Genomic DNA, 21,517 nt, shown 5'->3' on the forward strand with positions numbered 1-21,517 from the left:
TTACGCCTCCTGCATCTTTTGGGCGGCGGCGTGGATAGCGGCGCGGATGCGCGGGTAGGTGCCGCAGCGGCACAGGTTGCCCTGCATCGCCTCGTTAATCTCCGCGTCCGAGGGCGCCGGGTTTTCCGCCAAGAGGCTCGCCGCCTGCATGATCTGGCCGGACTGGCAGTAGCCGCACTGGGCCACCTGATGCTCCACCCAGGCCTGCTGAATCGCAGCCATTGCATCCGGTGTGCCGAGACCCTCGACCGTGGTCACCTCGCCCCAGACGTCCGACAGCGCCACCTGGCAGGAGCGCACGGCTTCGCCGTCGATATGCACGGTGCAGGCGCCGCAAGCAGCGACGCCGCAGCCGAACTTGGTGCCGGTGAGGCCGACCTCATCGCGCAGCACCCACAGCAGGGGCACATCATCAGGCAGATCCACCTGATGGGGCTTTCCATTGATGCGAAGCGTGGTGGACATGGCGTGTCTTCCTTTGCTGGGGTTCTGACAAATGTAATTGAAAGTGTCAGTATGTCAATTGACATTTTCTGCAGATAATGTCAGAAGCAATATTATGAACATGGCAGGCATAGACCCAAAACAGCAGGCAATCCTTGGGGCCGCCTGGGCGGCGTTCTCCACATATGGATTCCGCAAGACCTCGATGGACGACATCGCCAAGGGTGCGGGCATGTCGCGCCCGGCGCTCTATCTGCATTTCAAGAACAAAGAGGCGATCTTCCGGGCGCTTGTGGCCGCGTATTACGGCAATGCGGCAGAGAAAGTCCGCGCCGGGCTGGCCTCTGAAGGCACCCTGTCCGACCGCCTGCTGGCCGCTTTTAGGGGGCAGGGCGGTGAGGCGATTGAGTCGATGATGGCGTCGCCGCACGGGATGGAGCTGTTCGAAGTTACCAAACACGTCGCGGGCGAGGAAATCGAAGCGGGCGAGGCGGCCCTGCGCGGACTCTACGCCGCTTGGCTGCAGCAGCAGGCGGAGGCCGGGCAGGCGGCGCTGAACGGAGACGCTGACGTGATCGCCCGGACGATTTGCGCGTCCCTCAAAGGCATTAAGCAAACCGCCGGTGATTTTGCCGCCTATCAGGCCGGGGTGCGCCAACTGGCCGCGCTGATCGGGGCCGGGCTGACGCCGCGTTGATGCGGGCCGGAGGCTCCGGCCCGCGTGCGCATCACAGTTCGGTGCGCAGGTGCCAGAGTTCGGGGAACAGCTCCACTTCCAGCATCCGCTTGAGATAGCTGACACCGCCGGTGCCGCCGGTGCCGCGCTTAAAGCCGATGACGCGTTCCACCGTGGTCACGTGGTTGAAGCGCCAGCGGCGGAAGTAATCCTCGAAATCCACCAGCTTCTCGGCCAGCTCGTACAGTTCCCAATGGGTTTCGGTGTCGCGGTACACCTCGGTCCAGGCGGCCTGCACGGCCTCATGCGGCTGATAGGCCTCGGAAACATCCCGGTTCAGCACTTCCTCCGGCAGATCAAAGCTCTGCGCCAGCGCCTTCAGCGCAACATCATACAGTGACGGCTGCGCCAGCTCGGCCTCCAGCAGCGCCAGGATGTCCGGGCGGTGGGAATGCGGGCGCAGCATCGCCATGTTGCGGTTGCCCAGCATGAATTCGATCTGCCGGTACTGGTGCGACTGAAAGCCTGAGCTTTGGCCCAGTTCATCCCGGAACGCAGTGTAATCCGAGGGGGTCATCGTGCGCAGCACATCCCAGGCGGAGTTCAGCTGCTCGAATATGCGCGCCACCCGGGCCAGCATTTTGAACGCCTGCCGCGCCTGGCCGCCCAGCAGCCGTTCGCGGGCGGCGGAAAGCTCGTGAATGGCCAGCCGCATCCACAGCTCGGAGGTCTGGTGCTGGATGATGAACAGCATTTCGTCATGGGTATTGGTCCATGTCTTCTGCGCGTTCAGCAGCATGTCGAGCGACAGGTAATCGCCATAGGACATGCGCCCGTCAAAGGACATCTGGGCGCCGTCGTCGGCGGGGTCGTAGGGTTGGGTCATCGGATCATTCCTTTTCCTAAATGCAGTATATGTCAGGGAAAGGAATGCGTCCTCCGGTTCAGGGTGCCGCATTGGGCCAGGCGGCGCCACAGCGCAACCCAGCCCGCCGGGCGGCAAAGCGGCAGATGTGAAGAGCGGGTGCGGCGCATCAGGTGACCGCGTGGCGGACCATGTATTCCGGCCGGTCCCACAGGGCGTTGGTCATCACATCGGCGATGATCTCCGCCGCGGCGCGCACGTCGCCTTCGTCGATGTATAGCGGGGTGAAACCGAACCGCATGATGTCCGGGGCCCGGAAGTCGCCGATCACGCCGCGGGCGATCAGCGCCTGCATCGCGGCATAGCCCTCGTCGAACTTGAACGAAACCTGGCTGCCGCGGAACGCCGGATCGCGCGGCGAGGCCAGCTCCAGCTGCGGGCAGGTCCTCTCTACCTCTGCGATGAACAGATCGCACAGGCCGATGGACTTGGCGCGCACGCTGGCCATATCCGCCTTGTCCCAGATATCCATCGCCGCCTCCAGCGCGGTCAGCTGAAGGATCGGCGGGGTGCCGACGCGCATCCGGTCGATGCCCTGGCCCGGGCGGTAGTCGAGGTCAAAGGCAAATGGCGCCTCATGCCCCAGCCAGCCCGACAGGGCGGGCCGGGCGGCCCCTGCGTGGCGCGGCGAGACATAGATGAAAGCGGGCGCGCCGGGGCCGCCATTCAGGTACTTGTAGGTGCAGCCCACTGCGAAATCGGCCTTGCACCCGGCCAGATCGACCGGAATGGCGCCGGCGGAGTGCGCCAGATCCCAGACCGTCAGCACGCCATTGGCATGGGCCTTCGCGGTCAGGGCCTTCATGTCGTGCTTGCGGCCGGTGCGGTAGTCCACCTCGGTGATCATCAGCACTGCGATCTCATCGGTGATGGCGTCCTCAACATCCTCCGGATCCACCACCCGCAGCTCATAGTCCGGCCCCAGCGATTTCAGCAGTCCGCTGGCCATGTAGAGGTCGGTGGGGAAGTTGCCGTTGTCCGACAGCACGACCTTACGGCCCGGGTTCAGCTCCAGCGCCGAAGCAACGGCCTGATAGACCTTGATCGACAGCGTGTCGCCCATCACCAAATGGCCCGGCTCCGCCCCGATCAGCCGCCCGATCCGGTCTCCTAGCGCCTTGGGCTTGTCCATCCAGCCGGCCTTGTTCCAGCCGGTGATCAGCATCTGCCCCCATTCATCCTGCATCATCGCGCCGACCCGATCCTTGGCGGCGCGGGGCAGGGGGCCCAGCGAGTTGCCGTCCAGATAGATCACGCCCTCGGGCAAGTCGAACATCGCCTTGGTTGCAGCAAAATCGGTCATAGGGGCCTCGCATGCGTTGAGGTATTTCAAGCTTAAAGCTTTTCCGGTTTGCTACCGCATCTGCGCCATTCTGTCCAGTGCCTAGCGCCCGTCCGGCCCCGGCTGCGGGTCCGGGATACCCAGCTCTGCACGCTTGCGCTTGGAGAGGCCCGCAGTGACCATCTGATAGGACAGGGTGATCTGTTCTTTCAGCTCCGCGTCCGTGAGGCCATTGTCGTCAAATTGCTGCAGCCACTTCATCCCGCGCGACGCCAGATAGGGTGCCGGGCGAACGCCAGGGCGTTCCTGCAAAACCTCAAAGGCGATGTCGCCGGCCTTGAAGGTGAAGGCATCCCGGCCGTCAGCCCAGCCGCAAACGGCAAACAGCTTGCCGCCCGCCTTCCAGACGTCCGAGTTGCCCCATTGCACCACGTGCTCCGCCGCCGGAAAGGTGGCGCAGAAGCTATTGAACGCCTCCCGGTCCATCAGGTCTGCCCGCCCGCGATCTCGATGCATTGGCCGTTCACCGACCCGGATCCCGACCCGCACAGCCACAGCGCCGCGGCGGCGACCTCGCTGGGTTCGATCAGCCGCTTGTGACGGTTAGCGTTCACCATCACGTCCATCGCCTCTACCGCGCTCATGCCTGAACGTTGGGAGATCGCTGTGACATTGCGCTCGACAATCGGGGTGTCGACATACCCCGGGCAAAGCGCGTTGAATGTAAACGGCGTGCCCAGGTAGTCCTCGCTCAGCGCCCGGGTCAGGCCGATCATCCCGTGCTTGGTGGCAGAGTAGCAGGCCGCACCCTTCAGCCCCCGCAACCCGGCGATGGAGGACACGGTGATCACCCGCCCCCAATCGGTCTCCCGCATCGACTTGAAACATTCCCGGATCGTCAGAAAGGCACCGTCGAGGTTTGTCGCCATCATGTTGCGCCAGAATTCCATCGAGGTCTTGTGCAGCGCCGCGCCTTCGGCAACTCCTGCATTGGCAACGCAGATCTGGACCGGGCCGCGCGCCGCCACCGCAGCCTCCACCTTGGCCGCCACGTCCGCCTCGCTGCGCACATCCATCGCCATCGGATGCAGGCTGCCCGTGGCAACCTGCTCCAAAACCTCCTGCCTGCGCCCGGTGATGGTGACCTGCGCGCCTTCCGCGGCCAGAGCCTGAGCAATCGCCAGCCCGATCCCGGTGCCGCCGCCGGTGACCAGCACGTGTTTGCCTTGCAATACCGTCATCCTCAATTCTCCCGGTTTTGCAGGCAGCCTAACCGGGCCGGGGCAGCTGGCAACCCCGCCGTGCCGTCACGACGCATGGGTCAGGCGTTTACAGTCACATTCGCATGTGTGAATGTTGCTGCAAACCTTCAGGGAGATTTCCGATGAAAGCTATTGCCGCCGCCTGCGCCGCCTTGTGCATCGCTGCAACCGTCCACGCCAGCGAAGACATTGCCGATCAGTACCCACAGTCCGAGCTGTACTCCAAACCGGTGGAGGTGATCCCGCATGTGTTCTCCGCCATCGGCGCCACCGCGCCGCCGACCTACGAAAACGCAGGCCACAACAACAACCTCTCCTTCATCGTGACCTCCGAAGGCGTGGTGGTGGTGAACTCCGGCGCTTCCGATGCACTGGCCAAGGCGCTGCACGATGAAATCAAGCAGGTGACGGACCAGCCGGTGGTGCTGGTGATCAACGAAAACGGTCAGGGCCACGCGATGCTGGGCAACGGCTACTGGCGGGACCAGGGCGTGGACGTGCTGGCCCAAGCAGAGGCGATTGCCGAGACGCAGGAAAACAGCGACCTGATCCTGCAGCGGATGCGCGGCTACAACAAGGACCGGGCGGGAGAGACCCGCGTCGAGCACGCCAACCTGTCGTTCGAAGACCGCTATGACCTCACCCTGGGCGGAGTGGAGATGCAGGTTCTGCACCTCGGACCGGCGCATGACCCGGGCGACATCCAGGTCTGGATTCCGGAGTGGGACCTGCTGATTGCCGGCGACATCGCCTTTCATGAGCGTATGCTGCCGGTTTTCCCGCATACCTGCACCAAATGCTGGATCGAAACCTGGCAGGAAAAGCTGGAACCGCTTGACCCCGCCTATGTGATCCCGGGCCACGGCCACCCGACCAATTTGCCGCAGGTGCGCCGCTATACGCTCGACTACCTGACCGATCTGCGGGCCAAGGTCGGCGCCCATATCGAGACGGGCGGAGACCTCGCCAGCGCCTACTATGTTGATCAGGAGCGCTGGAAGAACCTGGACACATTCGAGGAGCTTGCCACCAAGAACGCGGGCCGGGTTTTTGAGGAAATGGAGTGGGAGTGAGCGGCTCCGGCTTCGGTACACATAAATATACATAGGCTTTCGGACGAATCTATGCAGGATCATGCCGCAAGCTGGAACAGATTCGTCGTTTCTGCAGCATGGAGGGCAATTTGTCCTTTTCTTTCAGTCCCGGCCGAACCGGTCTGGACGGCCAGGACGGATAAGGGAAAACTGCCCGCGATGTGCGTGATTTCAGGACATATTCTGCGAAAGGGCGGGGGCTGATGCGGTGGCTGGATGTGCCGCCCGTCTGGCTCGCGGGCTGTGTCCTGGCCGCGTGGCTGCAAGCGCGGCATTTTGCGCTCGGGCTCTCCTTCGGCGGCGCCTGGGCGGAGTTTCTGGGCGGCACCCTCCTGGGCGGCGGCCTGCTGCTGGCGCTGCTCGCCATCACCGAGATGCGGCGGCAGAAGACCACGGTCCTGCCGCACCAGACACCCAGCCGCCTGGTGCAATCGGGCATCTTCAGCCGCAGCCGCAACCCGATCTACCTGGGCGATGTGCTGATCCTGGCGGGCCTTATTCTGTGGTTTGACGCGGTGCTGTCGCTGCCGCTGATCCCGGTGTTCCTTTGGGTACTGGAGAAACGCTTTGTCATTCCGGAGGAGGACAGGATGCGCCGGACCTTCCGCGCGGACTGGGCCCGGTACGAGCGGAAGGTGCGCCGCTGGATCTGAGCGGAACGCGGCGTTGCGGCATGACTTTGCGGCAACGCAGCAAAATCATTGCGCAATAATCTTGCGCATAGTAGAGAAAATCATTGTGATCCGTACCCAGAGTATGCTGGCACGGGCAGGACGAGGGGGACCGACAAGGTGAAAATAGGGACACCAAAAGAAACATATGCGGGCGAAAACCGCGTTGCGATGACGCCGGACTCTGCGCGTCAGCTGCAGAAGCTGGGGTATGATTGCGCGATCGAGGCCGGGGCCGGGGCGGCGGCGGGGTTTTCCGATGCCGCTTATGAAGCCGCCGGGGTCGAGATCATCAAGACACCGGCCGCGCTGTGGAAAGCCGCCGATATTGTCGCCAAGGTGCGCCAGCCGGACGCTACCGAGCTGAAGCGGCTGACCAAGGGCAAGACGCTGATTTCCTTCTTCAACCCGGCTGGGAACGAAGAAGGCATGGCGCTGGCCAAAGCCAAGGGCGCCAATGTGATCGCCATGGAAATGGTGCCGCGGATCAGCCGCGCGCAGAAGATGGATGCGCTCAGCTCAATGGCCAATATCGCGGGCTACCGCGCGGTCATCGAGGCGGGCAACAACTTCGGCCGCTTCTTCACCGGCCAGATCACCGCGGCAGGCAAGGTGCCGCCCGCCAAGGTGCTTGTGGTCGGCGCAGGCGTCGCGGGGCTTGCCGCCATCGGCACCTCGACCTCGCTGGGCGCGGTCACCTATGCCTTCGACGTGCGCCCCGAAGTGGCCGAGCAGGTGGAATCGATGGGCGCCGAGTTCGTCTATCTCGATTTCGAGGAGGAACAGCAGGACGGCAGCGCCTCGGGCGGCTATGCCTCTGTTTCTTCGCCGGAATTCCGCGAAGCGCAGCTGGCGAAGTTCCGCGAGCTGGCGCCGGAGATGGACATCGTCATCACCACCGCGCTGATCCCCAACCGCGAGGCGCCGGAGCTGTGGACCGAGGATATGGTCGCGGCGATGAAGCCGGGCTCGGTCATCGTCGACCTGGCGGCGGAGAAGGGCGGCAACTGCAAGCTGACCGTGGCGGATGAGAAGATCGTGACCGACAATGGCGTCACCATCATCGGCTACACTGATTTCCCCAGCCGGATGGCGGCGCAGTCCTCGACGCTTTATGCCACCAACATCCGCCACATGATGGCTGACCTCACGCCGGACAAAGACGGCCAGGTCAACCACGACATGGAGGACGACGTGATCCGCGGCGCCACCGTGGCGTTTGAGGGCGAGATCACCTTCCCGCCGCCGCCGCCCAAGGTGCAGGCGATTGCCGCCAAGCCCAAGGAGACGGTGCCGGAGCTGACGCCGGAGGAAAAACGCGCCCAGGAGGTTGCGGCCTTCAAGGCGCAGACCAAGAGCCAGGTCACCCTGCTGGCGGGCGGCGGCGCGCTGCTCTTGCTGGTGGGCCTCTTTGCGCCGGTCAGCTTCATGCAGCATTTCATCGTCTTTGCGCTGGCCTGCTTCGTGGGCTTTCAGGTGATCTGGGGCGTGGCGCACAGCCTGCACACGCCGCTGATGGCGGTGACCAACGCGATCTCCTCAATCATCATCCTGGGCGCTTTGATGCAGATCGGCTCCGGCTCGTTCCTGGTGATCCTGCTGGCGGCGCTCAGCGTCTTCATGGCGGGTATCAACATCTTCGGCGGCTTCCTCGTCACCCGGCGCATGCTCGCCATGTTCCAGAAATCTTAAAGCGAGGCAGGTAAAATGGATTACGGTTTCACCACCGCCGCCTATGTCGTTGCGGCTGTTCTTTTCATCCTGTCGCTTGGCGGCCTCTCCAACCAGGAAAGCGCCAAGCGCGCGGTCTGGTACGGCATTGCCGGCATGGGGCTGGCGGTTTTTGCCACCCTGATCGGCCCCGGCTCCGGCCTGTGGCTCTTGTCGGTCCTGCTGATCGCGGGCGGCGGCCTCATCGGCACCTATGTCGCCAAGCGGGTGCAGATGACCGAGATGCCGCAGCTGGTCGCCGCGATGCACTCGCTGGTCGGCCTCGCCGCGGTGTTCGTCGGCTTCATCGCCCATTTCGAGATCGGCAATGTGGCGGCGGCCGTGGCTGCGGGCAGCACCGAGGACCTGGGCACCTTTGCCAAGCTGATCGCCAAGAAGACCCCGGCCGAGATCGCCTTCCTGCGCGTGGAACTCTTCCTCGGCATCTTCATCGGTGCGATCACCTTCACCGGCTCGGTCATCGCTTTCGGCAAGCTGGCGGGCAAGGTGACCTCGGCCGCGACCAAGCTGCCGGGCGGCCACATGCTGAACGCCAGCGCCGCGGGGCTCTCCTTTCTCTGCCTGATCTGGTACTTCAACTCGGGCGGCTTCCTGCCGCTCCTGCTGATGACGCTGGCGGCGCTGTTCATCGGCTACCACCTGATCATGGGCATCGGCGGCGCCGACATGCCGGTGGTGGTCTCGATGCTGAACAGCTACTCCGGCTGGGCCGCGGCGGCGATCGGCTTCTCGCTTGGCAATGACCTCTTGATCGTGGTCGGCGCGCTGGTCGGCTCCTCCGGTGCGATCCTCAGCTACATCATGTGCAAGGCGATGAACCGCTCCTTCATCAGCGTGATCCTGGGCGGCTTCGGCGGCACCACGGGGCCTGCGATGGAGATCGACGGCGAGCAGATCGCCATCGACGCCGACGGCGTGGCGGCGGCGCTGGAGGAGGCCGATTCTGTGGTGATCATCCCCGGCTACGGCATGGCGGTGGCGCAGGCGCAGCAGAACGTCGCCGAACTGACCCGGCGTTTGCGGGCAAAAGGGAAAGATGTGCGGTTTGCCATCCACCCGGTTGCAGGCCGCCTGCCGGGCCACATGAACGTCCTCTTGGCCGAGGCCAAGGTGCCTTACGACATCGTGCTGGAGATGGACGAGATCAACGAGGATTTCCCGGACACCGACGTGGCCATCGTCATCGGCTCCAACGACATCGTGAACCCGGCCGCGCAGGAGGACCCCAACTCCCCCATCGCCGGCATGCCGGTGCTGGAATGCTGGAAGGCGAAACAGGTCTTCGTCTCCAAACGCGGCCAGGGCACGGGCTATTCGGGCATCGAGAACCCCCTGTTCTTCAAGGAAAACACCCGCATGTTCTACGGCGATGCAAAGCAAAGCCTCGACACGCTGCTGGGCATGATCCAGTAAGCCAGCACTGAACAAACCACGGAAAGGCGCTCCAAGCGGGGCGCCTTTTCAATTCCCGGATCCTTCATCTGGCCGAAAATATCCCGGGGGAGGCCCGCGTGGGCCGGGGGCAGAGCCCCTGCAACGCCTGCTCTGTATACCATTGTATTCTTCTAAAGCATTGAAATAAAACACTTCTGTACAACTTTTCCAGGGGGCTCTATGGTCGGCAGCATTGCCCCGGAGACCAGAATGCCCCCGATCCAGGATCACCCCCTGCGTTACTCGCTCACCAATGAGCTGCACGCCCGCCCGTTTCCCGCCATGACCTGCCCCAGCACGGTGGTCTATCTGGCGGTCAAACAGCCGAAAGAGGCGGAACACCGCGACCGGATGCAGGATCTGAAGCATCTGACCGATCTTCTGGACCGCCACGGCGCGCCGCACCCCAAGCCGGGGGCGACGCATCACGCGGCCCAGATCGGCAGGCATATGATCAAGTGGGAGCAGCATACCGAATTCGTCAGCTACACCGTCTACCGGGACGGCGTCAGCGCGCGGGCCTTTGACCCGGCGGATTTTGATGTCTTTCCCGCGGACTGGCTGGCAGAGGCGCCCGGCCAGCGGATCACCTCGGCGCTGATCCGGGTGGTGCCGCGCACCGAAGCGGCGGAGATGAAGGAAACCCTGCATGACTGGTTTGTGCCGGAGAGTCTTGCGGTGTCGCAGGTCCTTGATGACAGCGCCGTAGTGGCCGGGGATTTCCGCATCGACCCGGCTGGTCACATGCGTTTTGCAGTGCTGCCAAATGCTGAGACCGGCAGCCAGCGCATCGGCCGGATCGTGCAGCGCCTGTGCGAGATCGAGACCTACCGGGCGATGGCGATGCTGGGGTTTTCGCGCGCCCGGGGCCTGACACCGTCCATCAGCGCGCTGGACACTCATCTGAGCGAGATGATGGCGGAGATGACCGGCGGATCCGCGCCTGCCGAGCAGACCCTGTCACAGCTGCTGACCGTCTCGGCGGAGCTAGAGGCGATGGCGGCACGCTCTGCTTTCCGCTTCAGCGCAACGGGAGCTTATGACGCGTTGGTCAATCAGCGGGTCAGCCTGCTGCGCGAAGACCGGCACGAGGGCTTCCAGACGCTTGCGGAATTCATGCTGCGCCGGTTTGAGCCGGCCATGCGGACGGTGAAATCCACCGAGAAGCGGCTGGAGACCCTGGCCAACCGGGCGCGCAGGGCAGGGGAACTGCTCCGCACCCGGGTCGATGTGGAGCGGTCGGCGCAGAACCAGGCGCTGCTCGCCAGCATGGACCGACGCGCCGACATGGCGCTCAGGCTGCAGCACACGGTGGAGGGGCTGTCAGTGGTGGCGATCAGCTATTACGCGGTGTCGCTGGCCGCTTACGCGCTCTACCCGCTGACCTCGGCGCTGGATATCAGCAAGGGCAGCCTGACGGCGCTGATCACTCTGCCGGTTGTCGGGCTGGTGTGGCTGGGCGTGCGGCGGATCCGGAAGAAGCTGCACTGAGCGCGGCGTTCATGCCAAGACCGCCAAGCGCGATGAACGCCAGTGCCAGCAGGGCCGCGATGCTGAGCGTCGGGATACCCGCCAGCCCGGCGCCCACGGTGCAGCCGCCCGCCAGCACGCCGCCGACGCCCATCAGCATGGCGCCCGTCAAGTAACGTCCGGTCTGGCGCGGGCTTTCGAAGCTTTGCCACTGGAAACCGCCGCTCAGCAATGAGACCGCCAGCGCCCCCAGCAGAACGCCGCCAATCAGCCCTGAGCCGAATCCCGCAGGAATGGAGCTGGAGGCGATCGCGAAGAACAGCGTGTCGGCGGCGGGCGCGGTGAACGAAAGGCTTTCCATCGCGATCGGGTCGAATTCGTCAAACAGCACGTAACCGGTGCCTGTCCAGGCCATAGTCACGAGCAGGCCAAGCGCTGCCGCGCCAGCAAGCGTCAGTGCCCGGTTGCCGGAGCGCAGCGCGGTAACCAGGGCTGCCACAACGATCAGGCCGCTCCACAGCAGTGCGCCGCCGGGCAGGGCCGCAAGGGAGATCTGTTCGCCCACGGGAAGGGTGATCGCACCAAGCGTGGTGCGGACCGGGGCCAGCACGCCCTTCAGCGTGGCGTGGGCCACAATGGCAAACACCGCAATCACCAGCAGCGCCCGCAGGTTGCCGCTGCCCGCCAGCACCAGCAGCCGCGAGGCGCAGCCGCGGGTCAGGATCATGCCGCTGCCGAACATCAGCCCGCCAAGTGCAATGGCCGCCAGCGGCAAATCCTGCACCATCAGCCGGTGATCGGCAAAGCTGATCCAGCCCTGCGCCACGGCCGCCTGAGTGCCGGCAACGGCCACGGCCAGGGTCATTGCCCAGACACCGGCGGCCTGGCGGCGGTCTTCTCCCACCAATGCACGGCGGAAGCAGAAACGGGTCAACTGCGCCAGCGCGCCGAAAAGGGCGCCAATGCCAAGCGCAAACAGGACGGAAACCTCCCGTGCGGTGGTCTCCTCAAAACCGAGTGTTTCGAACATGGCGCTCTCCAGCTGTGGATTCGGAACGTTTTCCCGAAATGGCCGGATTTGCGCACCCGCGCAAGCCGCAGGTGGGGCGCGGGAAGGGGGCAGCGGCAGGAAAAAATTCCGGGTCGGACCGCCCGGAAGAAATCCTGCCTTTGCCGGACACGGCTGCTGCAAAACAAACTGGCCGCTTTCTGCAAAGCGGCCAGTAGGTATGTTTTTATTTGAATGTGTGCGTGCGTTCCGCCTCAGCGGCCCCGGATCCGCGGATCCAGCGCATCGCGCAGCCCGTCGCCCAGGTAGTTCACGCTCAGCACCGTCAGCGAAATAGCCATGCCGGGCCAGAACACCCGCTCCGGGTACTGCTGCAGATAGTCGGTGGCATCGAACAGAAGCCGCCCCCAGGTCGGGAAATCCGGCGGGAAGCCGAGGCCGAGGAAGGACAGCGATGACTCGGTGATGATCGCGGTGGCAATCCCCAGCGTGGCCGAAACCATGATCGGCGACAGCACGTTGGGCAGGATGTGCCGGGTGATCAGCCCGGTGTTGGTGGTGCCGATGGAGCGTGCCGCCATCACGAACTCGCGCTCTTTCAACGCCAGCACATCGCCGCGCACGATGCGTGCGGTGGGCATCCAGCTGGTCACCCCGATCGAAGCCACAATCAGGATGAAGATCCCCTGTTCCGGCCCGAAGGCCGCGTTCAGCGGCTCGCGGAACAGCAGCATCATTACCAGCAGAAGCGGCAGCAGCGGCAGCGCCAGGAACAGGTCGGTCAACCGCATCAGCGGGCCGTCCAGGCGCTTGAAGAAGCCGGCAACCACCCCGATGAAGGAGCCCAAGAACAACGCCAGCAGCATCGCCGTCAGACCCACGGATACCGAGGTCGCGCCGCCCGCCATCATCCGGGCCAGCATGTCGCGGCCCAGCTGGTCGGTGCCGAAGGGATGCGCCCAGGTGGGGCCCTGGTTGCGGGCGCGGATGTCGATCTTGGTGGCGTCGATGTCCCAAACCAGCGGCCCGGCATAGACCGCCAGGATGATGAACAGGAACAGGGCCCCGCCCATCAGCGCGCCGCGGTGGGATTTGAACTGGTCCCAGACGTCCAGCCACTGGCTGCGCGGCGGGTTGTGCAGCTCCTCCAGCGCGCCGGCGCCGGGCACCGCGGTCGAGGCCGGCGCCATGCCTTCGTCGGGCACAAAGCGTTCCTTGTCAGTCATAGCGGATCCTCGGGTCAAGAATGCCGTACAGCACGTCGGCGATCAGGTTGAACAGCACGATCAGCACCGCAAAGATGAAGGTCAGCGTCTGCACCATCGGCAGGTCGTTGGCCTGAATGGCGCCGATCAGCAGCTGGCCGATGCCGTTCACCTTGAACACCTGCTCGGTGATGATGGCGCCGCCAAAGATCGACGGAATCCCCAGCGCAATCACGGTGACCACCGGGATCATCGAGTTGCGCAGGACGTGGACCATCACCACCACATATTCGCTCAGGCCCTTGGCGCGGGCGGTGCGTACGTAATCCTGGTTCAGGTTGTCCAGCATCGAGGCGCGCATGAAGCGGCTCAGCTGCGCGGTGATCTGCAGCGCCAGCACCATCACCGGCATGATCATCTGCTTCAGCTGGTAGACAAAGGCGTCCCAGCTGTCGACCACATGGGTGGTGTCATAGATCGACGGGAACCAGCCCAGCTGCACCGAGAAGATGACGATCACCAGCACGCCGGAGAAGAACGGCGGCACCGAGAAGCCCACCATCGACACGAAGGTGCCCAGCTGGTCGAACCAGCTGTACTGGCGGTAGGCGGAATAGATACCGATCGGCAGGGCGATCAGGATGGCGACCACATAGGCGGTGCCGACGACCCACAGGGTCTGCGGAATGCGCTGGATCACGATGTCCATCACCGGCGAACGGGTCTGCCAGGAGATCACCCGCAGGTCGCCGGCAGAGAAGGACGTGCCCAGGTAATGGTCGATCAGAACCTGCGGCTCGATCCAGAAGAACTGCACGATCCATTTCCAGAACCGGATATGCATCGGCTGGCCAAGGCCAAGCGCCTCGCGCATTTTCTCTTTGACTTCGGGGGGGACGGTCAGGGGAACCTGCGCCATCGGGTCGCCGGGAGCGAGCTCCAGCAGCAGGAAGATCACGAGGCTGATGAACAGCAGTGTCGGAACTGCCAGGATCAGCCGCCGGATTGTAAAGGTCAGCATCAGGTAGGCGCCTTTGCAACTTGTATTAAGGTCGGAGCAGGCGGGGAGGGCCTCACATCCATGTCACGCGCAGGCGGTTAAACGTAACCAATGCTGAATGGCAAGGGGCCCCGATGTAACGTCAGGGCCCCAAGTGAGGCAAGCGCTGCTTACTTGATGCGGTACCAGTCAGCTGCGTTCCACAGCTCGCTGTCCCAGACGTTCAGGTGAACGCCGCCCAGCGTGTTGGAGTGCGCCGACAGGCGGCCGCGGTGCACCAGCGGGATCATGCCGCCGTTTTCGACCATGATGTCATTGAGGCGGCGGCCGATTTCGGCGCGGGCCTCAAGGCTGGCGGTCTTGGTCAGCTCGGCGTGCAGCTGGTCGAACTCTTCGTTGCAGAAGCGCGAGATGTTCTCACCCTGCCACTGGGATTCCGGTTTCGGTGCCTTGTCGCACAGGCCGTTGGCCAGATAGGCCTGCGGGTCGGTGCCGTCGAAGTTGTTGGCGTACATCTCGACGTCGGCATAGAACTTTTGGAAGGTGTCGGGCGAGCCCGGGTCACCGCCGAAGAACACCGAGGCGTTGATGTTGCGCAGCTCGGATTCGATGCCGATCTGGCTCCACCACTCCTTGATCAGCGCCTGGAAGTCCTGGCGCACGGCGTTGGTCGAGGTCTGGTACAGGATCTTCATCGGCTTGCCGTCCGGGGTCTCCCGCACGCCGTCGCCATTGGTGTCCTTATAGCCGGCTTCCTCCAGCATCGCCTTGGCGCCTTCGATGTCCTGGGTGGAGCAGTCAAAGGTGTCGGAGGCGAAGGCCGCAGGCGCAGGCACCCAGTTGCAGCCGACCTTGCCGGCCTTGCCATAGCCGATTTCGACCAGCAGCGGACGGTCGATCGCCATCGACATCGCCTTGTAGACGGCCGGGTCCGTCAGGAACGGATGCGGATGCTTGGCGGTGGAGCGTTCGCCCTCCGGCAGGTCCGGCGACGGGTCGGTCTGGTTCAGCATGATGCGTTCCACCAGCGAGCCGAAGCCCGCAACCGGCTTGCCCTTGCCGCCTGCTTCCATCTGGGCGATCACTTCCGGCGCCAGCTGCAGGTTCCAGGCATAGTCGAACTCGCCGGTTTCCATCACCGCGCGGCCGGCAGCGGTTGCGTCACCGCCACCCTTGAACAGCACCTTGGCAAACGCGGGCTTGGCCGGATCGCGGTAATTGGGGTTGGCCGACATGGTGATCACGTCGTTCGGCTTGAACTCATCCACCACAAACGGGCCGGTGCCGATTGGGGCAAAGTTGGCGTCGGTGCATTCCGGCGCGCGGGCGCCCATGCAGTTCTCGAACTGCGCTTTCTGCAGGATCGGGCTTTCACCGCCGGAGAACGGGCCATAGGGGAAGGGGGTCGGTTTGTCGAAGGTGACCTTGACGGTCATGTCGTCCACCAGCTCGACTGAGCTCACGCCCTCGAACTTGGTCAGCTGCGCGCAGCCGCCCTCGGGATGCATGCAGTAATCGGCGGTGAACTTCACATCATGGGCAGTGAAGTCGGTGCCGTCGGACCACTTGATACCGGGCGCGATTTTCCAGGTGATCGAGGTCAGGTCTTCGCTGACGCCGCCGTTTTCGACGGTCGGGATCTCGGTCGCCAGATAGGGCACCATGTTGCCCTCGGGGTCATAGCGGGCCAGCGGCTCGATCACCAGCGAGGCGGCCTGAATGTCCTTGGTGCCGCCCGACAGGAACGGGTTCAGGATCGACGGCGCTTGCCAGTAGATGATGTTGACCTGGCCATCGGACCCGCGCTCAGCAAAAGCTGCCGGCGCCAGGGCCGCCGTGGCAACGGCCCCCATCAATAGGGATTTGAGTTTCATCACACTCTCCTTGTCGGACACGTTTTGTGTCTTTTTGTTGGCCGGGCCGGATGAGGCCCGGAGGTTTGCCGCATTACTGCGGAGGTGTCGCAATCGCACCTGCAGGCAGGCTGAAATCGCAGGCATTAAGCACTCTTAACATGTTGCCGGACGCACCGGCGCATGACGCTCTGCAGGCAACCACGAGGGTATCGAAAACCACTTCCCGGGAAATTGCAAATTCCAATTTCGAAAAGCCTATGCATTATTTGCATGAGCATTTTTGTGCAAAGTAGAGTTTACTCCGGGTGCTGAGGCCGCGATCTGCGGCCGGCTTGGGGAATGAAAGATAGGGAAGCCGTCATGCTGGACAACGCTATTGCGTCCATTCGAAACCTGCGCGTGGAGTTTCAGACCAAGGACGGTCCGGTTGTCGGTGTCGAGAACGTCTCCTTTGACGTGAGCCCGGGCGAAACCGTTTGCATCGTCGGCGAATCCGGCTCCGGCAAATCGGTTTCCTCGCTGTCGCTGATGCGGCTGGTGGAGTTCGGCGGCGGCGAGATTGCCGGCGGCGAGCTGCTGTTTGACCGGCGCGATGGCGGCGAGACAAACCTGGCGGACACCGAACAGGAGATGATGAAGCAGATCCGCGGCAATGAGATCGGCATGATCTTCCAGGAGCCGATGACCGCGCTCAATCCGGTGTTCACCGTCGGCCGCCAGCTGACCGAAGGGCTGCGCATCCACAAGAACATGAACAAGGCCCAGGCCGAGGAGCGCGCGCTGGAGCTTTTGCGCCAGGTCCGCATCCCTGAGCCGGAGCGGCGCCTGCAGCAGTACCCGCACGAGCTCTCCGGCGGCATGCGCCAGCGCGTGGTGATCGCCATGGCAATGGCCTGCGAGCCGCGGCTGCTGATTGCGGATGAACCCACAACCGCGCTGGATGTGACCATCCAGGCGGAGATCCTGGCCCTGATGGACCGCCTCAAGCGCGAGACCGGGACGGCGGTGATGTTCATCACCCACGACATGGCGGTGGTCGCCCAGATGGCCGACCGCGTGGTCGTCATGTTCCGCGGCAACAAGGTTGAGGAAGGCCCGGTCGAGCAAATATTCGAGAACCCCAAGCATGACTACACCAAGGCATTGCTGGCGGCGGTTCCGAAACTGGGCGAGATGCGCGGCAAGCAGTACCCCGAGCCGATGAAGCTGATGGGCGTTGAGGACCAGAAGATCGAGCCGATCAAGGGCACCGATGAGGTGCTGCTGGACGTGCAGAACCTGACCACCCGTTTCCCGGTCAAGGGCGGGCTGCTGCGCCGCACCATTTCCAACGTGCACGCGGTGGAGGACGTTTCTTTCAAGGTGTTCAAAGGCCAGACCCTGTCGCTGGTCGGCGAATCCGGCTGCGGCAAGTCCACCGCGGGCCGATCCATCCTGCGTCTGGTGGAGCCGCTGTCAGGCAAGGTCGATTTCGAAGGCCGCGACGTTTTGAAATTCAGCGCCTCCGAAATGCACAAGGCGCGCCAGGACATGCAGATGATCTTCCAGGATCCCTTTGCGTCGCTGAACCCGCAGATGCAGCTGATGGATCAGGTGGCAGAACCGCTGCGCAACTACGGCCTGGCCTCCGGCTCCGAGCTGCAAGACCGTGTCGCCAGCCTGTTCGACCGCGTCCACCTGCCGCGCAGCTTCATGCGCCGCTATCCGCATGAGATGTCCGGCGGCCAGCGGCAGCGGATCGCCATTGCCCGCGCGCTCGCCCTGAACCCCAAGCTGATCGTCGCGGATGAGGCCGTCTCGGCGCTCGACGTGTCGGTGCAGGCGCAGGTATTGAACCTGATGATGGAGCTGCAGGCGGAACTGGGCCTGTCGTTCCTGTTCATCAGCCACGATATGGCGGTGGTGGAGCGCGTCAGCCATCAGGTCGGCGTCATGTACCTGGGCCGCATCGTCGAAATCGGCCCGCGCGAGCGCGTTTTCGAAAACCCGCTGCACGCCTACACCCAGGCGCTGATGAAGGCGGTGCCGATCGCCGACCCGCGCCAGCGCAAGTCCGAGAAGGAACTGAACTTCAAGCCGATCCCGTCGCCGATCCACGAGGTGGGCTATGAGCCGGACCCGTCGGAATACCTGGAGCTGGAGCCCGGCCATTTCGTGCTGACCACCGACAGCGGCTACTGATGATGGCGGTAGCATCGCAGGACCGGCCTGTCGCCTTGGTGACAGGAGCGGCCCGCGGGATCGGGCAGGCCATCGCTCAGGAGCTGGCAGGAAACTACTCCGTTGCGATAACCCATTTGGAAACCCGCCCTGCGGACAGTTCCTTTCTCGCGGTGCGCGCGGACTTCCGTGATCCGGAAGCACCTGCCATGGTGGTGGAGCGCACGTTGCAGCACTTTGGCCGGATAGATCTGATCATTAATAACGCCGGTGCTATCGCATCCGATGGTCCGGAAGTTTTCGACAGCTCTGCCCTGCGGGAAATGTTCGATGTAAACCTCTTTGCCGCTCAGGGATTGCTGGCCGCCGCGCTTCCGCATTTGACACCCGGTGCGGGCGTGATCTCCATTTCTTCGGTAAACGCAAGTATGCCTCCGGCTGGAGCCGCGCTGTTCGGGGCCAGCAAAGCGGCGCTGGAGCTGTGGACCCGCGGCATGGCCAAAGAGCTGGGACCGCGAGGTGTCCGGGTTAATGCCGTGGCTCCGGGTGCGGTCAATGACCCACAGAACCCAAGGCCGCCGGAGCTGGTGGGTGAATTCGAAAAGTTGACTGCGCTGGGCCGGTTGCCCTCGCCATCCGATATAGCAGCGGCGGTTAGTTTCCTGGCTGGGAGCGGAGCAAGCTTCGTCACAGGCGAGGTGCTTACTGTTTCAGGGGGCTACAGACTATGACTAAAAAACTGACGCCGCTGGAGATCATGACACAGCTGGTCTCCTTCCCGACCGTGAGCCGGGACACTAATCTGCCGCTGGTGGATTGGGTGCAGGACTATCTGTCCTCCCATGGCATCGAAAGCCACCGCTGGGTGGACCCGGACCAGCCGCACAAGGCTGCCACCTTTGCCCACGTGGGACCGATGGAAGAGGGGGGCGTGGTGCTGTCGGGACATACCGACGTGGTGCCCGTGGACGGCCAGCCCTGGGACACCGACCCGTTCTCCGTTGTGGAGAATGACGGCAAATACTTCGGCCGCGGCACCTGCGACATGAAGGGCTATGATGCCCTCGCCATCTGGGCGCTGGTCGAGGCGCATGAGCAGGGCGTCAAACGTCCGATGCAACTGGCTTTGAGCTTTGACGAGGAAATCGGCTGCACCGGCGCGCCGCCGATGATTGAGGCGATGCAGCCCGTGCTGCCCAAGGGCTCCGCTGTGATCGTGGGCGAGCCTTCGATGATGAAGGCGGTGACCGGCCACAAGGGCGGCACCGGCTATGCCACCCATCTGGTCGGGTTCGAGGTGCATTCCTCGCTCATGCACACTGGCGTCAGCGCCATCATGGAAGGAGCGAAGCTGATCGACTGGGCCAACCAGAAGAATGCGGAGAACATGGCCAAAGAGCCCGGCGAGGTGCAGGCGATGTTCACCCCGCCCTGGACCACCTGTCACGTCGGCATGATCGAGGGCGGCACCGCCCATAACATCACCGCCAAGGACTGCCGCTTCATGATGGATTTCCGGGTGGTGCCAGGGGAAAACGCCGCCGATTGGGAAGCGGCCTATCTCGCCAAGGTGCGCACGGTCGAAGCGGAAATGCAGGCCATCCACCCGGAGGCCCGCATTGATGTGTCCAAGCATTTCGATGTGCCGGGCCTGGTCCCGGAGCAGGACGGCGTGGCGGAGGCGCTGGTGCGCAGCCTGACCGGCGACAATGGCTCCCACGTGGTCAGCTACGGCACCGAGGCCGGGCAGTTCCAGAAGGCAGGCTATTCTGCCGTAATCTGCGGCCCCGGCGACATCGCCCAGGCGCATCAGCCCAATGAGTACATCACAGTGGCGCAGTTCAACGCGGGCCATGCCTTCATGCGCGGGCTGGTGGAAAAGCTGCGGGGGTGATCCCAGCGCCTTGAAACCGGGCCTTTCGTGCTCAGATTGGTGTGGAAGGCGTACGGGGGGTGTACAGGTGGTGCAGGGGGTGCACGCATGTCACCCCACTCTGGCGGGTTCCGCCGCGTCCAGGCGGCCCCGGATACTTGCGAAGCTAAGTTTTTTCGCGGACAGTCTGCCGCAACGGAACCTGAAACAGTAAAGGGGAGGGGATTATGCCGGCCAAGAACCGCTTTGCCGAGATGCACCAGGAGATCACTGCCTGGCGCCGTCATCTGCACGAAAACCCCGAGCTGATGTACGAGGTGCATGAGACCGCCGCCTTTGTGGTGGAGCGGCTCAAGGAGTTCGGCGTCACCGATATCACCACCGGCGTCGGCCAGACCGGCGTGGTCGCGGTGATCGAGGGCAAGACCAACACCTCGGGCCGCGCCATCGGTTTGCGTGCCGACATGGATGCGCTGCCGATCCCCGAGGCGTCCGGCGTGGACTATGCCTCCAAGACGCCCGGCGTGATGCACGCCTGCGGCCATGACGGCCATACCTCGATCCTGCTGGGGGCGGCCAAGTACCTTGCAGAGACACGGAATTTCGACGGTAAGGCGGTGCTGATCTTCCAGCCGGCCGAGGAAGGTGGCGCCGGTGGCAAGGCGATGTGCGATGACGGCCTGATGGACCGCTGGGGCATTCAGGAGGTATACGGCCTGCACAATATGCCAGGCCTGCCGGTGGGCGAATTCGCTATCCGCCCCGGTCCGCTCATGGCGTCTTCGGACGAGTTTGTCATCACGGTCACCGGCAAGGGCGGCCACGCTGCTGCCCCGCACGACGCGATTGATACCACCCTGGCAGCTTCGCAAATCGTGGTCTCGCTGCATTCCATTGTCTCCCGCAACGTGGACCCGGTGAAACGGGTGGTGCTGACCGTTGGCACGTTTGAGACTGACAGCACCGCGTCCAACGTGATCGCCCATACCGCCAAACTGCAGGGCACCGTCCGCACCCTGGACCCCGAATACCGTGCCCAGGCCGAGGACTGGGTGCGCCGGGTGGCGGAAAACACCGCCGCAGCATTCGGCGCCACGGCTGAAGTTGAATGGCTGCCCGGCTACCCTGTGACTATCAATGATGAAAACGGAACCGCCCACGCGATAGAGGCGGCGCAGGCTGTCTCCGCCGAGGTCAACACTGAGACCCCGCCGATCATGCCGTCGGAAGATTTCTCTTACATGCTCGAGGAACGCCCCGGCGCCTATATCTTCCTCGGCAATGGCGACACCCAGATGTGCCACCACCCGGCCTATGTCTTTGACGACGAAGCGATCCCGCTGGGATGCAGCTGGTTTGCCGAGCTGGTGGAACGAAGAATGCCCGCGGCCTGAGGCTGCGGGGAAAGACAACCAAAGGAGTGAG

19 protein-coding genes are annotated in these 21,517 nt (G+C 63.8%); 10 read left to right on the top strand and 9 right to left on the bottom strand.

Going from position 1 to position 21,517, the window contains the following annotated elements; all coding sequences use genetic code 11:
• The gene (locus tag CAER_RS0120075) at window positions 1–465 is read right to left on the bottom strand and encodes a (2Fe-2S)-binding protein (RefSeq protein ID WP_027237049.1); all 465 of its coding nucleotides are present in this window, start codon (window positions 463–465) and stop codon (window positions 1–3) included.
• Window positions 466–559: 94 nt separating this feature from the next.
• Here CAER_RS0120075 and CAER_RS0120080 point away from each other — a divergent pair, with 94 nt between their 5' ends.
• Window positions 560–1,141: a TetR/AcrR family transcriptional regulator gene (locus CAER_RS0120080; protein ID WP_027237050.1), complete on the top strand. Its 582-nt coding sequence runs from the start codon at window positions 560–562 to the stop codon at window positions 1,139–1,141.
• Window positions 1,142–1,172: 31 nt separating this feature from the next.
• Here CAER_RS0120080 and kynA read toward each other — a convergent pair whose 3' ends face one another.
• The 4 genes from kynA to CAER_RS0120100 form a co-directional block, all read right to left on the bottom strand.
• Window positions 1,173–2,006, bottom strand: coding sequence for a tryptophan 2,3-dioxygenase (gene kynA / locus CAER_RS0120085; RefSeq protein WP_027237051.1), 834 nt, complete (start codon window positions 2,004–2,006; stop codon window positions 1,173–1,175).
• A 148-nt stretch (window positions 2,007–2,154) separates the two neighbouring features.
• On the bottom strand, window positions 2,155–3,348 hold the full coding sequence (gene kynU, locus CAER_RS0120090; protein WP_027237052.1) for a kynureninase: 1,194 nt from the start codon (window positions 3,346–3,348) through the stop codon (window positions 2,155–2,157).
• Window positions 3,349–3,429: 81 nt separating this feature from the next.
• On the bottom strand, window positions 3,430–3,813 hold the full coding sequence (locus tag CAER_RS0120095; RefSeq protein WP_027237053.1) for an MmcQ/YjbR family DNA-binding protein: 384 nt from the start codon (window positions 3,811–3,813) through the stop codon (window positions 3,430–3,432).
• Window positions 3,813–4,568 carry an SDR family NAD(P)-dependent oxidoreductase gene (locus CAER_RS0120100; RefSeq protein WP_036797477.1) on the bottom strand — a complete coding sequence of 252 codons (756 nt, stop codon included), beginning with the start codon at window positions 4,566–4,568 and terminating at the stop codon, window positions 3,813–3,815. Before CAER_RS0120100 ends, CAER_RS0120095 begins: the two co-directional genes overlap by 1 nt.
• 143 nt (window positions 4,569–4,711) lie before the next feature.
• Here CAER_RS0120100 and CAER_RS0120105 point away from each other — a divergent pair, with 143 nt between their 5' ends.
• The 5 genes from CAER_RS0120105 to CAER_RS0120125 all read left to right on the top strand — a co-directional run bounded on the left by CAER_RS0120105 (window position 4,712) and on the right by CAER_RS0120125 (window position 11,010).
• Complete coding sequence (locus CAER_RS0120105) at window positions 4,712–5,662, top strand: MBL fold metallo-hydrolase (RefSeq protein ID WP_027237055.1); 951 nt, start codon at window positions 4,712–4,714, stop codon at window positions 5,660–5,662.
• 224 nt (window positions 5,663–5,886) lie between these two features.
• Complete coding sequence (locus tag CAER_RS0120110) at window positions 5,887–6,336, top strand: methyltransferase family protein (RefSeq protein ID WP_027237056.1); 450 nt, start codon at window positions 5,887–5,889, stop codon at window positions 6,334–6,336.
• A gap of 138 nt (window positions 6,337–6,474) precedes the next feature.
• The gene (locus CAER_RS0120115; RefSeq protein WP_027237057.1) at window positions 6,475–8,046 is read left to right on the top strand and encodes a Re/Si-specific NAD(P)(+) transhydrogenase subunit alpha; all 1,572 of its coding nucleotides are present in this window, start codon (window positions 6,475–6,477) and stop codon (window positions 8,044–8,046) included.
• Between the two features lie 15 nt (window positions 8,047–8,061).
• Window positions 8,062–9,498, top strand: a complete 1,437-nt coding sequence (locus CAER_RS0120120; RefSeq protein ID WP_027237058.1) for an NAD(P)(+) transhydrogenase (Re/Si-specific) subunit beta — start codon at window positions 8,062–8,064, stop codon at window positions 9,496–9,498.
• Between the two features lie 231 nt (window positions 9,499–9,729).
• Window positions 9,730–11,010, top strand: a complete 1,281-nt coding sequence (locus tag CAER_RS0120125; protein ID WP_027237059.1) for a DUF3422 family protein — start codon at window positions 9,730–9,732, stop codon at window positions 11,008–11,010.
• Here the strand turns inward: CAER_RS0120125 and CAER_RS0120130 are convergent.
• The 4 genes from CAER_RS0120130 to CAER_RS0120150 all read right to left on the bottom strand — a co-directional run bounded on the left by CAER_RS0120130 (window position 10,946) and on the right by CAER_RS0120150 (window position 16,077).
• Complete coding sequence (locus CAER_RS0120130; RefSeq protein ID WP_027237060.1) at window positions 10,946–12,019, bottom strand: YeeE/YedE family protein; 1,074 nt, start codon at window positions 12,017–12,019, stop codon at window positions 10,946–10,948. The genes CAER_RS0120125 and CAER_RS0120130 overlap by 65 nt on opposite strands.
• Before the next feature lie 233 nt (window positions 12,020–12,252).
• Window positions 12,253–13,224: an ABC transporter permease gene (locus CAER_RS0120140; RefSeq protein ID WP_027237062.1), complete on the bottom strand. Its 972-nt coding sequence runs from the start codon at window positions 13,222–13,224 to the stop codon at window positions 12,253–12,255.
• Window positions 13,217–14,224 (bottom strand): ABC transporter permease, encoded by a 1,008-nt coding sequence (locus CAER_RS0120145; RefSeq protein ID WP_027237063.1) that lies wholly within the window; start codon window positions 14,222–14,224, stop codon window positions 13,217–13,219. The genes CAER_RS0120140 and CAER_RS0120145 overlap by 8 nt, the downstream gene beginning before the upstream one ends.
• 149 nt (window positions 14,225–14,373) lie before the next feature.
• Complete coding sequence (locus CAER_RS0120150; protein ID WP_027237064.1) at window positions 14,374–16,077, bottom strand: peptide ABC transporter substrate-binding protein; 1,704 nt, start codon at window positions 16,075–16,077, stop codon at window positions 14,374–14,376.
• 342 nt (window positions 16,078–16,419) lie between these two features.
• On the opposite strand from CAER_RS0120150, the gene CAER_RS0120155 reads away from it, so the two are divergent.
• The 4 genes from CAER_RS0120155 (at window position 16,420) to CAER_RS0120170 (ending at window position 21,486) form a co-directional block, all read left to right on the top strand.
• Window positions 16,420–18,240 carry an ABC transporter ATP-binding protein gene (locus tag CAER_RS0120155; protein WP_027237065.1) on the top strand — a complete coding sequence of 607 codons (1,821 nt, stop codon included), beginning with the start codon at window positions 16,420–16,422 and terminating at the stop codon, window positions 18,238–18,240.
• Entirely contained in the window at window positions 18,240–18,950 is a 711-nt protein-coding gene (locus CAER_RS0120160; protein WP_245597389.1) for an SDR family NAD(P)-dependent oxidoreductase, read from the top strand. The genes CAER_RS0120155 and CAER_RS0120160 overlap by 1 nt, the downstream gene beginning before the upstream one ends.
• Window positions 18,947–20,113, top strand: a complete 1,167-nt coding sequence (gene argE / locus CAER_RS0120165) for an acetylornithine deacetylase (RefSeq protein ID WP_027237067.1) — start codon at window positions 18,947–18,949, stop codon at window positions 20,111–20,113. The genes CAER_RS0120160 and argE overlap by 4 nt, the downstream gene beginning before the upstream one ends.
• Window positions 20,114–20,319: 206 nt before the next feature.
• Window positions 20,320–21,486 (top strand): M20 aminoacylase family protein, encoded by a 1,167-nt coding sequence (locus CAER_RS0120170; RefSeq protein WP_027237068.1) that lies wholly within the window; start codon window positions 20,320–20,322, stop codon window positions 21,484–21,486.
• Window positions 21,487–21,517 lie beyond the last annotated feature (31 nt).

It is taken from the genome of Leisingera caerulea DSM 24564 (genome assembly GCF_000473325.1).
Taxonomy (GTDB): domain Bacteria; phylum Pseudomonadota; class Alphaproteobacteria; order Rhodobacterales; family Rhodobacteraceae; genus Leisingera; species Leisingera caerulea.

What these genes read in the sequence shown, in the direction of transcription:
- CAER_RS0120075 (WP_027237049.1), bottom strand. Translation starts at nt 465, where the DNA reads ATGTCCACCACGCTTCGCATCAATGGAAAGCCCCATCAGGTGGATCTG.
- CAER_RS0120080 (WP_027237050.1), top strand. Translation starts at nt 560, where the DNA reads ATGAACATGGCAGGCATAGACCCAAAACAGCAGGCAATCCTTGGGGCC.
- kynA (WP_027237051.1), bottom strand. Translation starts at nt 2,006, where the DNA reads ATGACCCAACCCTACGACCCCGCCGACGACGGCGCCCAGATGTCCTTT.
- kynU (WP_027237052.1), bottom strand. Translation starts at nt 3,348, where the DNA reads ATGACCGATTTTGCTGCAACCAAGGCGATGTTCGACTTGCCCGAGGGC.
- CAER_RS0120095 (WP_027237053.1), bottom strand. Translation starts at nt 3,813, where the DNA reads ATGGACCGGGAGGCGTTCAATAGCTTCTGCGCCACCTTTCCGGCGGCG.
- CAER_RS0120100 (WP_036797477.1), bottom strand. Translation starts at nt 4,568, where the DNA reads ATGACGGTATTGCAAGGCAAACACGTGCTGGTCACCGGCGGCGGCACC.
- CAER_RS0120105 (WP_027237055.1), top strand. Translation starts at nt 4,712, where the DNA reads ATGAAAGCTATTGCCGCCGCCTGCGCCGCCTTGTGCATCGCTGCAACC.
- CAER_RS0120110 (WP_027237056.1), top strand. Translation starts at nt 5,887, where the DNA reads ATGCGGTGGCTGGATGTGCCGCCCGTCTGGCTCGCGGGCTGTGTCCTG.
- CAER_RS0120120 (WP_027237058.1), top strand. Translation starts at nt 8,062, where the DNA reads ATGGATTACGGTTTCACCACCGCCGCCTATGTCGTTGCGGCTGTTCTT.
- CAER_RS0120125 (WP_027237059.1), top strand. Translation starts at nt 9,730, where the DNA reads ATGCCCCCGATCCAGGATCACCCCCTGCGTTACTCGCTCACCAATGAG.
- CAER_RS0120130 (WP_027237060.1), bottom strand. Translation starts at nt 12,019, where the DNA reads ATGTTCGAAACACTCGGTTTTGAGGAGACCACCGCACGGGAGGTTTCC.
- CAER_RS0120140 (WP_027237062.1), bottom strand. Translation starts at nt 13,224, where the DNA reads ATGACTGACAAGGAACGCTTTGTGCCCGACGAAGGCATGGCGCCGGCC.
- CAER_RS0120145 (WP_027237063.1), bottom strand. Translation starts at nt 14,224, where the DNA reads ATGCTGACCTTTACAATCCGGCGGCTGATCCTGGCAGTTCCGACACTG.
- CAER_RS0120150 (WP_027237064.1), bottom strand. Translation starts at nt 16,077, where the DNA reads ATGAAACTCAAATCCCTATTGATGGGGGCCGTTGCCACGGCGGCCCTG.
- CAER_RS0120155 (WP_027237065.1), top strand. Translation starts at nt 16,420, where the DNA reads ATGCTGGACAACGCTATTGCGTCCATTCGAAACCTGCGCGTGGAGTTT.
- CAER_RS0120160 (WP_245597389.1), top strand. Translation starts at nt 18,240, where the DNA reads ATGATGGCGGTAGCATCGCAGGACCGGCCTGTCGCCTTGGTGACAGGA.
- argE (WP_027237067.1), top strand. Translation starts at nt 18,947, where the DNA reads ATGACTAAAAAACTGACGCCGCTGGAGATCATGACACAGCTGGTCTCC.
- CAER_RS0120170 (WP_027237068.1), top strand. Translation starts at nt 20,320, where the DNA reads ATGCCGGCCAAGAACCGCTTTGCCGAGATGCACCAGGAGATCACTGCC.